11 protein-coding genes are annotated in these 13,593 nt (G+C 70.6%); 6 read left to right on the top strand and 5 right to left on the bottom strand.

Annotated features, from left to right (window positions below):
• The first annotated feature begins 98 nt into the window (after positions 1 to 98).
• Positions 99 to 398 carry a DUF4193 domain-containing protein gene (locus tag BLT36_RS16235; RefSeq protein WP_031263038.1) on the top strand — a complete coding sequence of 100 codons (300 nt, stop codon included), beginning with the start codon at positions 99 to 101 and terminating at the stop codon, positions 396 to 398.
• A gap of 170 nt (positions 399 to 568) precedes the next feature.
• Here BLT36_RS16235 and BLT36_RS16230 read toward each other — a convergent pair whose 3' ends face one another.
• Positions 569 to 1,000: a DUF3093 domain-containing protein gene (locus BLT36_RS16230; RefSeq protein WP_092096744.1), complete on the bottom strand. Its 432-nt coding sequence runs from the start codon at positions 998 to 1,000 to the stop codon at positions 569 to 571.
• Between the two features lie 65 nt (positions 1,001 to 1,065).
• Between BLT36_RS16230 and dut the strand changes: the two genes are divergently transcribed.
• The 5 genes from dut to dxs all read left to right on the top strand — a co-directional run bounded on the left by dut (position 1,066) and on the right by dxs (position 8,066).
• A complete protein-coding gene (dut, locus tag BLT36_RS16225; protein ID WP_092096743.1) occupies positions 1,066 to 1,557 on the top strand; it encodes a dUTP diphosphatase in 492 nt (163 codons plus the stop codon).
• On the top strand, positions 1,554 to 2,276 hold the full coding sequence (locus BLT36_RS16220) for a DUF3710 domain-containing protein (protein ID WP_254787709.1): 723 nt from the start codon (positions 1,554 to 1,556) through the stop codon (positions 2,274 to 2,276). Before dut ends, BLT36_RS16220 begins: the two co-directional genes overlap by 4 nt.
• 13 nt (positions 2,277 to 2,289) lie before the next feature.
• Positions 2,290 to 3,045: a DUF3159 domain-containing protein gene (locus BLT36_RS16215; RefSeq protein ID WP_092096741.1), complete on the top strand. Its 756-nt coding sequence runs from the start codon at positions 2,290 to 2,292 to the stop codon at positions 3,043 to 3,045.
• Positions 3,046 to 3,173: 128 nt separating this feature from the next.
• A complete protein-coding gene (gene acnA, locus BLT36_RS16210) occupies positions 3,174 to 5,990 on the top strand; it encodes an aconitate hydratase AcnA (protein ID WP_092096739.1) in 2,817 nt (938 codons plus the stop codon).
• Positions 5,991 to 6,122: 132 nt separating this feature from the next.
• Positions 6,123 to 8,066, top strand: coding sequence for a 1-deoxy-D-xylulose-5-phosphate synthase (dxs, locus tag BLT36_RS16205; protein WP_092096738.1), 1,944 nt, complete (start codon positions 6,123 to 6,125; stop codon positions 8,064 to 8,066).
• A 188-nt stretch (positions 8,067 to 8,254) separates the two neighbouring features.
• Here the strand turns inward: dxs and BLT36_RS16200 are convergent, their stop codons facing one another.
• The 4 genes from BLT36_RS16200 to BLT36_RS16185 all read right to left on the bottom strand — a co-directional run bounded on the left by BLT36_RS16200 (position 8,255) and on the right by BLT36_RS16185 (position 13,592).
• Positions 8,255 to 10,393 (bottom strand): 3-hydroxyacyl-CoA dehydrogenase NAD-binding domain-containing protein, encoded by a 2,139-nt coding sequence (locus BLT36_RS16200; RefSeq protein ID WP_092096736.1) that lies wholly within the window; start codon positions 10,391 to 10,393, stop codon positions 8,255 to 8,257.
• Between the two features lie 2 nt (positions 10,394 to 10,395).
• A complete protein-coding gene (locus tag BLT36_RS16195) occupies positions 10,396 to 11,628 on the bottom strand; it encodes a thiolase family protein (RefSeq protein WP_175529693.1) in 1,233 nt (410 codons plus the stop codon).
• Between the two features lie 106 nt (positions 11,629 to 11,734).
• Positions 11,735 to 12,925 carry an HRDC domain-containing protein gene (locus tag BLT36_RS16190; protein WP_254787737.1) on the bottom strand — a complete coding sequence of 397 codons (1,191 nt, stop codon included), beginning with the start codon at positions 12,923 to 12,925 and terminating at the stop codon, positions 11,735 to 11,737.
• A gap of 82 nt (positions 12,926 to 13,007) precedes the next feature.
• Positions 13,008 to 13,592 carry a DUF3000 domain-containing protein gene (locus tag BLT36_RS16185; protein WP_092096732.1) on the bottom strand — a complete coding sequence of 195 codons (585 nt, stop codon included), beginning with the start codon at positions 13,590 to 13,592 and terminating at the stop codon, positions 13,008 to 13,010.
• Position 13,593: the final 1 nt, after the last annotated feature.

Below are 13,593 nucleotides of genomic sequence, written 5' to 3'. Positions count from 1 at the left end.
ACCCGCCGGAGACTTCGGTTTGCGCTCTGGCGAGCCGTGGTGCAAACTGTCGCCGCCGATCACCGGCGACGACCTCTCGATACGAGAAATGGATGGGCATGGCCACCGATTACGACGCCCCCCGGAAGACCGACGACAACTCTGATTCTGAGTCGATCGAGGCCCTCAAGGAGCGCGTTCCCGACAAGATGTCGGGGGTCGTCGACGATGATTCCGACAACCCCGGCAGCTTCGAGCTCGCCGGACAGGACCTCAGCGACGTCGACCTCGACGTCGTCGTGCTCCCGCCCCAGGTCGACGAGTTCACCTGCGTCGAGTGCTTCCTCGTGAAGCACCGGTCGCAGCTCGACCACGAGTCGAAGCTCGGCCCGGTCTGCGCGGAGTGCGCAGCCCTGTAAGGGGCCAGCGCGTTCCGGTACGGGACGAACGCGTTCTCGGGAACGCACGAACGACGAACGGCCCGCCACCTGCAGAGGTGGCGGGCCGTTCGTGTTCCGGACGATCGCGTGCCGGGGCCGGAGGGGCGGGACGGAGCCGCCCCGCGCCTCCAGGCCGTCGACGGAGCGACTCAGGACCGCAACGCGGCGACCACGGCCGAGGGGTTCCGGACGCTCACGAGCCAGTAGGGCGTGGGGTCCGCCGGGTCGTCCACCTCGACCTTGACCACCCCGCGCACGTAGCCACGGAAGAGCGTCCAGGCGCGCGCGTCGAGCTGCGGGCCGCGCTGCGTGGTGGCCTCGGCCCCCTCGTAGCCGGACACCTCGCCGACGAGCGTGCGCGGCAGGTGCGCTCGCCCGGCGCGGAACTCGGTCTCGGTGACCTCGATGGTCGGGGCGAGCGCCCAGAGCAGGACGAGCACACCGAGGTACATCCCGGCGGCGACGAGCACCCCGGCCAGGACGCTGATCGGCAGGAACACGAGGAGGCTGGCGGGGATGACGAGCGCGGTCGCCAGGTACAGGGCGGGCGGAGCCCACAGTCGTTCGCGGTACAGGGTCACGGGTCCATTCGACCACGACTCGGGCCAGGTCACGGAACGGTCACGGTCTGCACTACCCTCGTCACGTGACCGAACCAGTCGACGTGCTCTGGACCGGGGAGAACGCTCCCGGCTACGCCCACCCCGGTGATGCCGGAGCCGACCTCGTCTCGACCGAGGCGTTCGTCCTGCAGCCCGGCGAACGCCGCCTGGTGGGCACGGGCCTCCGCATCGCGCTGCCCGAGGGGTACGCCGCGTTCGTCGTCCCGCGCAGCGGTCTTGCGGCCAAGCACGGCATCACGATCGTGAACTCGCCCGGCACCGTCGACTCCGGCTACCGCGGCGAGATCAAGGTCGCGCTGCTCAACACCGACCAGTCCGCACCGCACGAGGTCCACGTGGGCGACCGGATCGCCCAGGTGATCGTCATGCCGGTCCCGCGCGTCACGTTCACCCGCGTCGACGAACTGCCCGACAGCGTCCGCGGCCAGGGCGGGTTCGGCTCGTCGGGCTACGGTGACCGGAGCGGTGCCGTCAGCGGCACCGCCGACAATGCTCAGGAAGGAACGCGCGCATGAAGTTCGGCCGACGCAAGCGTGACGAGGTCGAGGTGGCTGACGCCGTCGCCGACGGTGCCGAGGTCGCCGAGACGACCCCCGAGGTGGACATCGCGACGGACGCCGACGCGGACCTCGACGAGGTGGACGCGGTCGCACCGACCGACAAGTCCGGCCCCGTTGACCGTGCCGAGAACGGCCCGCACGACGAGACCGAGGCGAACCTGGTCCGCCCGTACGTCGACCTCGGCGGCGTGAAGGTCCTCCCGCGTGAGGGTCTGCACCTCCGGCTCGAGGTCGAGGAGGGCTCGCAGCGCGTCGTCGCGGTCGGGCTCGACTACGACGAGTCGACGCTGCAGGTCCAGCCGTTCGCGGCGCCGCGCTCGACCGGGCTGTGGCACGAGATCCGCGCCCAGATCGCCGAGCAGATCGAGCGCCAGGGCGGCGTCGTCACCGAGGTCGACGGTCCGTTCGGTCCGGAGCTGCACGCTCAGGTGCCGGTCGTCACCGACGGCTCGGGCGTCACCGACGGTGCACGCCCCGCGCGTTTCATCGGCGTCGACGGTCCGCGCTGGTTCCTCCGCGGCGTGATCGCCGGCAAGGCGGCCGAGCGGCCCGAGGACGCGGCCGAGATCGAGGACCTGTTCCGCAGTGTCGTGGTGGTCCGCGGGACCACGCCGATGCCGCCCCGCGACCTCATCCCGCTGCACATGCCGAAGTCGACGCAGTCGGCCATCTGAGCCTGGAGGCACGGTGCCGGACCACGACGACACCTCCCGTCCCGAGACGGCCGCGTCCGACGACGCGATGCCGTCGTTCTCCGACCAGTTCCGGGCCGCGGTCCAGAACACCGGGCTCGGCAAGGTCGCGCCCGGTGAGGCGCCCTCCGGGCACGCGCTCGTCGCCGCGATCGGCGGGGTGCGCGGGCTCGCCGAGTCGGTGCTGCCCGGCCTCGCGTTCCTCGTCGTCTACGCGATCACGAAGGAACTCGTCCCGAGCGTCCTGATCCCGGTGGCGATCGGCGTCGTGTTCGTGGTGCTCCGGCTGCTGCAGCGGCAGTCGCTGGTGATGTCCCTCGCCGGGATCCTCGGCGTGGCGATCTCGGCCGGGCTCGCCCTCATCACGGGCCGCGCGGAGAGCAACTTCATCCCCGGGATCGTGATCAACGCCGTCTGGCTCGTCGGACTCCTCGTCACCCTGGCGATCCGGCAGCCCCTCATCGGGCTCATCGTCGGGTTCCTGCTGCCGCCGAACGAGGACGGCTCGCACCAGGACTGGCGGGCCGACCCGGCGAAGCGGCGCGTCCTGACCGTCGCGACCTGGCTCTGGGTGGGGCTGTTCGCGATCCGCCTGCTGATCGAGGTCCCGCTCTACCTGACGGCACAGGTCGAACTGCTCGCCGGCATCAAGCTGATCACCGGCGTGCCGCTCTACGCGGCGCTGCTCTGGGTGACCTGGCTGCTCGTCCGGACCGTGTTCAAGCGCGAGGGCGACGCCGCCGCGGTGTAGAGTTGTCTCGACATCGAGACAATTTCCCGCGGACGCTCCGCCGTGCACGGGATTAGGTTTGCCTTGCTGGTGGGACGTTCGGCGTCCCAGCAGGATGGGGGCACACCGATCAGTAGGGAGGCGGCACAGTGGCTGCAGTCAACAGCTTCGGCTCGAAGGACACACTCTCGGTTGGGGGTGTCGACTACGCGATCCACCGGATCGACACGGTGCCCGGGCACGAGAAGCTCCCGTACAGCCTGAAGGTGCTGCTCGAGAACCTCCTCCGCACCGAGGACGGCAAGAACGTGACCGAGGCGCAGATCCGCGCACTCGGTTCGTGGCGGCCCGACGCCGAGCCGGACACCGAGATCCAGTTCTCGCCGGCGCGCGTCGTCATGCAGGACTTCACGGGCGTGCCGTGCATCGTCGACCTCGCCACCATGCGCGAGGCGATGGCCGACATCGGCGGCGACCCGAACAAGATCAACCCGCTGTCGCCGGCCGAGATGGTCATCGACCACTCGGTCATCGCCGACCTCTTCGGTCGCGAGGACGCACTGCAGCGCAACACCGACCTCGAGTACGAGCGGAACGGTGAGCGCTACCAGTTCCTCCGCTGGGGCCAGACCGCGTTCGAGGACTTCAAGGTCGTCCCGCCCGGAACCGGCATCGTGCACCAGGTCAACATCGAGTACCTGGCGAAGGTCACCTACACGCGTGACTTCGACGGCGAGACCTACGCCTACCCGGACACCCTCGTCGGCACCGACTCGCACACCACCATGGTGAACGGGCTCGGCGTGCTCGGCTGGGGTGTCGGCGGCATCGAGGCCGAGGCAGCGATGCTCGGCCAGCCGGTGTCGATGCTCATCCCGAAGGTCGTCGGCTTCAAGCTGTCCGGGTCGATCCCGGCCGGCGTCACCGCGACCGACGTGGTGCTCACCATCACGCAGGAGCTCCGCAAGCACGGCGTCGTCGGCAAGTTCGTCGAGTTCTACGGCGAGGGCGTCGGTGAGGTCCCGCTCGCGAACCGCGCCACCATCGGCAACATGTCGCCGGAGTTCGGCTCCACGGCGGCGATGTTCCCGGTCGACGACGTCACGCTCGACTACCTCCGCCTGACCGGTCGCGACGACGCGCAGATCGCCCTGGTCGAGGCGTACGCCAAGACCCAGGGTCTCTGGCACGACCCGTCCGTCGAGCCGAACTACTCCGAGTACATGGAGCTCGACCTGTCGACGGTCGTCCCGTCCATCTCCGGCCCGAAGCGGCCGCAGGACCGCATCGAGCTGTCGAAGGCGAAGACCCAGTTCGAGGTCGACCTCGCCAACTACACCGAGCCCGCCGGCCAGACCGACCTGGACGACGCCGTCGAGGAGACCTTCCCGGCCTCCGACCCGATCGCCGCCGGCTCCACCACGGGCGACATCAGCACCCACCACCACGACTTCGTGTCCAGCGCCCCGTCGACGGCCTCGGCCCCGACGAAGGTCAACATGGACGGGGCCGACCCGTTCACGATCGACCACGGCGCCGTCGCGATCGCCGCGATCACCTCGTGCACGAACACGTCGAACCCGTCGGTCATGATGGCCGCCGGCATCCTCGCCCGGAACGCCGCGAAGAAGGGCCTCAAGGCGAAGCCGTGGGTCAAGACCACGCTCGCGCCGGGGTCGAAGGTCGTCACCGACTACTACGAGAAGGCCGGTCTCACCACCTACCTCGAGGACCTCGGCTTCTACACGGTCGGCTACGGCTGCACCACCTGCATCGGCAACTCGGGCCCGCTGCCCGACGAGATCTCGCAGGCCGTGCAGGACAACGACCTCGCCGTCACCGCGGTGCTCTCGGGCAACCGCAACTTCGAGGGTCGCATCAACCCCGACGTGAAGATGAACTACCTGGCGTCCCCGCCGCTCGTCATCGCGTACGCCCTCGCCGGGTCGATGCACTTCGACTTCGACAAGGACTCCCTCGGCAAGGACCAGGACGGCAACGACGTCTTCCTGCAGGACATCTGGCCAGACGCGGTCGAGGTCCAGCAGGTCATCGACACCTCGATCGACACCGAGATGTTCACCCACGAGTACGGCTCCGTGTTCGAGGGCGACGACCGCTGGAAGAACCTGCCGACCCCGACGGGCGACACCTTCGAGTGGGACGAGCAGTCGACCTACGTGCGGAAGCCCCCGTACTTCGAGGGCATGACGATGCAGCCCGACGCGGTGTCGGACATCTCCGGCGCCCGGGTGCTGGCGAAGCTCGGCGACTCGGTCACGACCGACCACATCTCGCCGGCCGGTTCGATCAAGGCCGACAGCCCCGCCGGGCAGTACCTCGCCGAGCACGGCGTGGACCGCAAGGACTTCAACTCCTACGGCTCGCGTCGCGGCAACCACGAGGTCATGATCCGCGGCACGTTCGCGAACATCCGGCTCCGCAACCAGCTCCTCGACGGTGTGGAGGGCGGCTACACCCGCGACTTCACCACGCCGGACGGTGCGCAGTCGTTCATCTACGACGCGTCGCAGCACTACCAGGAGCAGGGCATCCCGCTCGTCATCTTCGGTGGCAAGGAGTACGGCTCCGGCTCGTCGCGTGACTGGGCGGCGAAGGGCACGAACCTCCTCGGCGTGAAGGCGGTCATCACCGAGAGCTTCGAGCGCATCCACCGCTCGAACCTCATCGGCATGGGCGTGGTCCCGCTGCAGTTCCCGGCGGGCGAGTCGGTCGAGACCCTCGGGCTCGACGGCACCGAGGTCGTCTCGATCTCCGGCCTGACCGAGCTGAACGAGGGTCGTACCCCGAAGACCGTGCACGTCACGGCCGAGCCGAGCGAGCACTCGCCGGCGGGGAAGCAGACGATCGAGTTCGACGCGGTCGTCCGGATCGACACCCCGGGTGAGGCGGACTACTACCGCAACGGCGGCATCCTGCAGTACGTGCTGCGGTCGCTCGTCTGAACGACGCGCGCGGCGGTCGCTGACGCGACCACGTGACGGACGGGAGGCGCGGTGCCAGCTGGCACCGCGCCTCCAGTCCGTTGTGTCCCAGCGCGGATATGGTGGGCCGACAGCCCCACGAAAGGAGCGCCCGTGAGCCTGCTCAGCAGCATCTCGTCGCCGCGCGACCTGAAGCGTCTCTCCGACGCGCAGATGACCGGACTCGCCGCCGAGATCCGGCGCTTCCTCGTCGCCGAGGTCGCGAAGACCGGCGGCCACCTCGGCCCGAACCTCGGAGTGGTCGAGCTCACGCTCGCCATGCACCGCGTGTTCGACTCGCCGCACGACGCGTTCGTGTTCGACACCGGACACCAGTCGTACGTGCACAAGCTCGTCACCGGACGGCAGGACTTCTCGCGGCTCCGTGAGCGCGGGGGCCTCGCCGGCTACCCGCAGCGGCGCGAGTCGGAGCACGACATCGTCGAGTCCTCGCACGCGTCCTCGTCGCTGTCCTGGGCGGACGGCATCTCGCGCGCGTTCGTCCAGACCGGTCAGGTCGACCGCACGGTGGTCGCCGTCGTCGGTGACGGTGCGCTCACGGGCGGCATGACGTGGGAGGCGCTCAACAACATCTCGGACGGCAACGACCGGCGTCTCGTCATCGTCGTCAACGACAACGGACGCTCCTACGCGCCGACGATCGGCGGCATGGCCCGCTTCCTCAGCTCCGTCCGGACGCGTCGCGAGTACCGCGCGCTGTACGAGACGACCCGTGCCGTGGCCGGACGCTTCGGCGCTCCGGGGCGTGCCATCTACCGGGGGATGCGCGGCGGCCTGCACGGCTTCCTGTCGCGGTTCACGAACAACGAGGCGCTGTACTCGAACCTCGACATCAAGTACATCGGGCCGGTCAACGGCCACGACGAGAAGGCGATGGAAGCCGCGCTCCGTCAGGCGAAGGAGTACGGCGCGCCGACGATCGTGCACGCCATCACCGAGAAGGGCCACGGCTTCGAGCCGGCCCTCCGCGACCAGGCCGACCAGTTCCACGCCGTCGGGCACATCGACCCCGAGACCGGCGAGTCGCTCGACGTCTCGTCCGGTCCGTCGTGGACCTCGGTGTTCGCGTCCACGCTGGCGGAGGTGGGCGCTGCCGATCCGAGGGTCGTGGCCATCACGGCAGCGATGCTCCGGCCCACCGGCCTGCACCTGTTCCAGGAGCAGCACCCGGAGCGCGTGTACGACGTCGGCATCGCCGAACAGCACGCCGTCACGACCGCCGCCGGACTCGCCTACGGGGGACTGCACCCCGTCGTGGCGCTCTACGCGACGTTCCTGAACCGCGCGTTCGACCAGGTCCTCATGGACGTCGCACTGCACCGGGCCGGCGTCACCTTCGTCCTCGACCGTGCGGGCATCACCGGACCCGACGGGCCGTCGCACCACGGCATGTGGGACCTCGCGCTCCTGCAGGTCGTGCCGGGCATCCGCATCGCGGCACCCCGTGACGCCGTGACGCTGCGCGAGGAGTTCCGGGAGGCCGTGGCCGTCGACGACGCCCCGACCGTGCTGCGCTGGTCGAAGGGCCAGGTCGGACCGGACATCCCCGCGGTCCGTCGTCTCGCCGACGGTGTGGACGTGCTGCACGCCGCCGCGGACGACGTCGAGGACGTGCTCTTCGTCGCCGTCGGGTCGATGGTGCCGTTGGCCCTCGAGGCCGCGGCGCTGCTCGAGGCGCAGGGCATCGGCGTCACCGTCGTGGACCCGCGCTGGGTGGTGCCGATCCCGTCGTCGCTCATCGACCTCTCGCGGGACCACCGGCTCGTCATCACGATCGAGGACGGCGTCCGGGTCGGTGGCGTCGGCACGCGGCTGCGGCAGGACCTGCGAGCGGCCGGGGTCGACACCGGGGTGAACGAACTCGGACTGCCGGACGAGTTCATCGACCACGCGTCGCGCTCCCAGATCCTCGCCGACGTCGGGCTCACCGCGCAGGCGATCGCGCGCGACGTCATCGACCAGGTGGTCGGGACGAAGCTGCCCCAGGCGAAGCCGGCGCGGTCGAACACGCGCCAGACGGAGTCCGCCGAGCGCTGAGCGCGGGGTGCCGCCGGTGTGGGCCGCCGGCCGGTGTGGTGTGCGGTGCGGTGTGGTGTGGTGTGGTTCGACCGTACTTCGCACAACGAAAGTCACCCCGAACCACGGGAAGCCGTGGTTCGGGGTGACTTTGGTTGTGCGGGACCGGGCGGGCGGGGACCGACCGGGAGGGACCGGGCGGGCGGGGCTCAGCGGGAAGCGGGGCCGACGATCGCGGGATCGTGGAAGGCGCCACCGAAGACACGCTCCGAGGCCCCCGACCGGTCGAGGTACGGGCTGATCCCACCGGCCTGGAACGGGTAGCCCGCGCCGAGGATGAGTCCGAGGTCGATCTCCTCGACGTGCTGGACGACACCGTCGGCGAGCATGCGGTGCAGCTCGTCGGCGAGGGCGTCCTCGAAGCGGCGCTGCATCTCGGCAGCGTCGACCGGTGCGGCGTCCTTCTTGGCGGGCGCGACGAGCTTCACGGCGGCGGGGTCGTACCCGGTCGCGTTGCCCTTCTTGTCGCGGGTCAGGATGTGCCCGTACTCGGCGATCTTCTTCAGCCCGTCACCGGGGTAGAAGCGCTCCGGCCACGCAGCGTGGTGCGAGTCGAGCACGTGCGCGCCGACCGGCAGCCCGACGAGTTCGAGCAGCTCGAACGGCGACATCGGGAGCCCGAGCGGTGCGGCTCCCTGCGCGACGACGTCGAACGAGGTGCCCTCTTCGACGCCGCGCATCGCCTCGCCGAGCACCCGGGCGAGCACGCGGTTCACGACGAAACCCGGCTGGTCCGCGGTGACGATCGCCGTCTTCTTGAGGGTCTTCGCGACCGACAGTGCCGTCGCGACCGTCTCGTCGGAGGTATCGGCGGTGCGCACGACCTCGAGCAGCGGCATCACCGCGACGGGGTTGAAGAAGTGGAACCCGACGAGGCGCGACGGGTCGGACAGCACCGAACCCATCTCGGAGACGGACAGCGACGAGGTGTTCGTCGCGAGGATGGCGTCCGGCGAGATGACCTGCTCGATCTTCCGGAAGACCTCCTGCTTGACGGACATCTCCTCGAAGACGGCCTCGATCACCCAGTCGGCGTCCGCGAACGCGTCGTAGGAGACCGATCCGCTCACCAGAGCGGTGATGCGGTTCGCGTCGTCGGGGGAGACGCGGCCCTTGTCGAGCAGCTTCGCGACCTCGCCACGGATCCGTTCCACGCCGGCGTCGACGCGGGACTGGTCGACGTCGGTGATGACGACGGGGACCCCGAGGCGGCGGGCGAAGAGCAGCGCGAACTGCGACGCCATCAGCCCGGCGCCGAGGACCCCGACCTTCGTGATCTTCTTCGGCTCGACGCCCTCGGGGGCGCCGACGGGACGCTTGGCGCGCTTCTGCACCAGGTCGAACGCGTACATCGACGCGGCGAACTGGTCGCCGGAGAGCAGGTCGGCGAGGGCCTCGTCCTCGTCGGCGAAGCGGTCGTCGAGCGACCCGGACTTCGCCGATGCGACGAGGTCGAGCGCGCGGAACGGCGACTTCGGTACCGTGCCGATCTTCGCGGCGACCTGCCCGCGGGCGACCTTCACGACGGTGCCCCAGGCGGCCTTCTCGATCATGCCCGGCTCGTTCTTCCGGACCACCTTCGTCCGGCCGCTGACCACGCCGTCCGCCCACGCCACGGCGGAGGGCAGGAAGGTCACGGACGGGATGAGGGCGTCGCCGATGCCGAGCTCGACCGCGGACGGGCCGTCCATCAGGCGGTTGTTCTTCAGCGGGTTCTCGACGATGACGCGGAGCGCCTTCTCGGGGCCGATCAGGCGGGGGAGCAGCGTCGCCCCGCCCCAGCCGGGGATGATGCCGAGGAAGACCTCGGGGAGCCCGATGCCCTGTGCGGCGGACGAGAACACGCGGTACGTGCAGTGCAGCCCGATCTCGAGCCCGCCGCCGAGCGCGATCCCGTTGATGAACGCGAACGACGGGACACCGAGGTCGGAGAGCTTCCGGAGCGTGGCGTGGCCGAGTGCGGCGAGGTCGTGCGCGACGTCGCGGGAGGGCACCGACGCAGCCTGGGACAGGTCGGCCCCGGCGGCGAAGCAGTACTCCTTGCCGGTGATCGCGACGGCCTGGACGGTGCCGGCGGACGCCTCGGTCTTCAGGGTGTCCAGGACGCCGGACAGCTCGTGCAGGGTGCGCGGACCGAGGGTGCTCGGCCGCTTGTAGTCCTTGCCGTTGTCGAGCGTGATGAGCGCGAGGGTGCCACCCGAGGGCAGTGCCACGTGCTTGACGTACGAGTGGGTGACGACCTCGTCCTCGCTCATCGCGAGGAGCCGGTCGTTGTCGACGATGGTCATGCTCAGGCCGCCTTCCGTGCCGCGGACTTGCTGAACGAGGGGTTCTCCCAGATCACGGTGCCGCCCTGGCCGAGGCCGATGCACATCGTGGTGATGCCGTAGCGGACGTCCGGGCGCTCGGCGAACTGCGCCGCGAGCTGCGTCATGAGTCGGACGCCGCTCGAGGCGAGCGGGTGCCCGACCGCGATCGCGCCGCCCCAGGCGTTCACGTTCGTGGAGTCCTGCGCGATGCCGTAGTTGTCGAGGAAGGCGAGGACCTGGACGGCGAACGCCTCGTTGATCTCGAACAGCCCGATGTCGTCGATCGACAGCCCGGCCTTGGCGAGCGCCTTGTCGGTGGCGGGGACGGGGCCGATGCCCATCACCTCGGGGTCGACGCCCGCGAACGCGAACGACACCATGCGCATCTTCGTCGGCAGGCCGTGCTCCTTGGCTGCGTCGGCCGACGCCAGCAGGCTCATCGTGGCGCCGTCGTTGAGGCCCGCCGCGTTGCCGGCGGTGATCCGGCCGTGCGGCCGGAACGGCGTCTTCAGGGCGGCCAGTCCCTCGAGGGTGGTCTCGGGCCGGGGCGGCTCGTCGCTGGACACGATGTCCCAGCCCTCGCCCTTGTTGACCTCGACCGGCACCAGGTCGGGCTGCAGCTTGCCGGCTGCCCACGCGGCGGCGTACCGCTGCTGCGACTGGACGGCGTACGCGTCGGTGCGGTCCTTCGTGATCGCGGGGAAGCGGTCGTGCAGGCGCTCCGCGGTCTTGCCCATCACGAGTGCGTCCCCGTTGACGAGGCGCTCCGCGACGAAGCGGGGGTTCGGGTCCGCGTTGAAGCCCATCGGGTGCCGGCCCATGTGCTCGACACCACCGGCGATGGCGACGTCGGCCGCGCCGAAGGCGATGGCGCCGGCGAGCGTGGTGACACTCGTCATGGCACCGGCGCACATCCGGTCGATCGCGTACCCGGGAACGGTCTTCGGGAGGCCCGCGAGCATGCCCACGGTCCGTCCTAGCGTCAGCCCCTGGTCGCCCTGCTGCGTGGTCGCGGCCACGGCGACGTCGTCGACCGCGGCCCCGTCCAGCGAGGCGTTCCGGTCGAGGAGTCCGCGCATCGCGTGCACCGCGAGGTCATCGGCGCGGGTCTTCCAGAACACCCCCTTCTCCCCGGCTCGTCCGAACGGTGTCCGAACGCCGTCAACGAAGACGACGTCTGCTGCCTTTGGCAATCTGGGCCTCCAGATCCTCATCGATCACGCCGGGGCACGTTCCGCCCCGACCGGCCGGGGCGTGCCCGGCATCCAGGGTCGACGCTATGCCCCGAGCCTGTGCGGACGCATGCCCGTTGGGCCGTTCCTACGACTCCGTGTTGCTCTCAGCAGCAGGCGGCTGTGCAGCCTCGACAAAGGCGTGCGCGATGATCGACGCCGTCTCCTCGACCTGCCACGGGCGGGCGTCGTGCGACGCGAGCGCAGCGCCCACCGTCTCGGTCGCGATCGGGGTCGGCGGCTCCCACGAGACGACCCGCAGCGTGTCCGGCGTGAGGAGGTTCTCCACGGGCAGGTCGAGCTCCTCGGCACGCGCCACGACGGCCGCGCGCGCGGCCTTGTACCGACGGTCGGCGGCGGGGTTGCGGTCTGCCCAGGCGCGGGGCGGCGGGAGCGTCGGCTCGCCGGTCCCGCGGAGCTTCGGGAGGTCCTCGGTGGTCCGGCCCGCTTCCACCGCGGCCCACCAGCGGTCGAGCTCGGAGCGGCTGGCACGGCCGGTGAAGGCCTTCACCCCGCTCAGCTCGCCCTTCGAGGCCGGTGCGGCAGCGGCAGCGGCCACGATCGCGGAGTCCGGGATCGTCCGACCCGGTGCGATGTCGGTCGTCCGGGCGTACTCGTCCCGCGCGGTCCACAGCGACCGGGCGATCGCCAGTGCCCGGGTGCCGCGGAGCGCGTGCATGCCGGACAGGCGGCGCCACGGCTCGGCGCGCGGCGGCTTCGGCGCTCGGTGCAGCACCGCGTCGAACTCCTCTTCGGCGATCCGGGTCTTGCCGGCCTCGTCGAGCTTCGCCGCGAGGGCGTCCCGGAGGTCGGGGAGCAGCTCGACGTCGAGCGAGGCGTAGACCAGCCAGGACTGCGGGAGCGGACGGGTCGACCAGTCGGCTGCGGAGTGCGCCTTCGCGAGGGTGATGCCGAGCAGCTGCTCGACGACGGCGCCGAGGCCGACCCGGGGGAACCCGGCGATGCGGGCGCCGAGCTCGGTGTCGAAGATGCGGGTCGGGACGAGGCCGACCTCCTGCAGGCACGGCAGGTCCTGCGACGCGGCGTGGAAGAGCCACTCCTCGTCGACGATCGCGTCCTGCAGCTCGCTGAAGTCGCCGATCGGGATCGGGTCGAACAGGAAGGCGCCCGCGCCACGGCGGAACACCTGGATGAGGTAGGCGCGCTGGGAGTACCGGTAGCCGCTGGCGCGCTCGGCGTCGACGGCGACCGGTCCGTGCCCGGCGGCGATCGCGGCGACGGCAGCGAGGTAGTCGTCGCGCGTCTCGATCACCTTCACGGCCTCGTGCGACGCCTCGAAGGCCGGAGACGCAGCCGCTGCAGCAGCCGAAGCAGCCGGGGACGCAGCCGAAGCGGCGGGGTCAGTCACGTGCAAGCCTCCTCGGGGCCAACAGGGTCACGCCGTCCGACGCGGGCGGGAGTCCGGCGAGCATCGCCACGATCTCCTCCCAGGCCTCGACGTGTGCGGTGAGGTCCTCGCCGCGCGGGGTCCACGATGCCCGAAGCTCGAGCTGCGCGCCGTCGCCCTGCGCCGAGAGGTCGCCGTAGCCGCGGGAGATGATCTTCGTCGCCGTGCCCGAGGCGTGGTCGTGGGTCGCCCCGTGCGCCGCGAGGGCGTCGACGAGCCAGCTCCACGTCACGTCCGCGACGAACTCGTCGACGCCGATCTCGGGTTCGAGCGGCGCCTGGGCGAAGGTGACGATGCGGAACGCGCCGCCCCAGCCCTCGGGTTCTTCGGGGTCGTACAGCGCGATGAAGCGCCCGGTCCCCAGGTCGGAGTCCATGCCGTGCACGGCCCCGGAGACGTCCGCCGCGAGGGCGATCGAGAAGGGGGCGATGCGCGACGGGGAGGGGATCTCGGTGATCGTCGTCTCGGCGCGGGTGCCGCCCGACGCCACGAACGCACGGAGCCGCGCGAAGGCGTCGGGCTCTCGGGTTTCGGACACG

It is taken from the genome of Curtobacterium sp. UNCCL20 (assembly GCF_900101675.1).
GTDB lineage: Bacteria > Actinomycetota > Actinomycetes > Actinomycetales > Microbacteriaceae > Curtobacterium.
Note: the sequence above shows the minus strand (reverse complement) of the source record. Positions and strands in the feature narration are given on the sequence as shown.

Excerpts from the sequence above, each read along its gene's own strand:
- BLT36_RS16200 (WP_092096736.1), bottom strand. The coding sequence starts at position 10,393 with ATGACCATCGTCGACAACGACCGGCTCCTCGCGATGAGCGAGGACGAG.
- BLT36_RS16235 (WP_031263038.1), top strand. The coding sequence starts at position 99 with ATGGCCACCGATTACGACGCCCCCCGGAAGACCGACGACAACTCTGAT.
- BLT36_RS16220 (WP_254787709.1), top strand. The coding sequence starts at position 1,554 with ATGAAGTTCGGCCGACGCAAGCGTGACGAGGTCGAGGTGGCTGACGCC.
- BLT36_RS16195 (WP_175529693.1), bottom strand. The coding sequence starts at position 11,628 with ATGAGGATCTGGAGGCCCAGATTGCCAAAGGCAGCAGACGTCGTCTTC.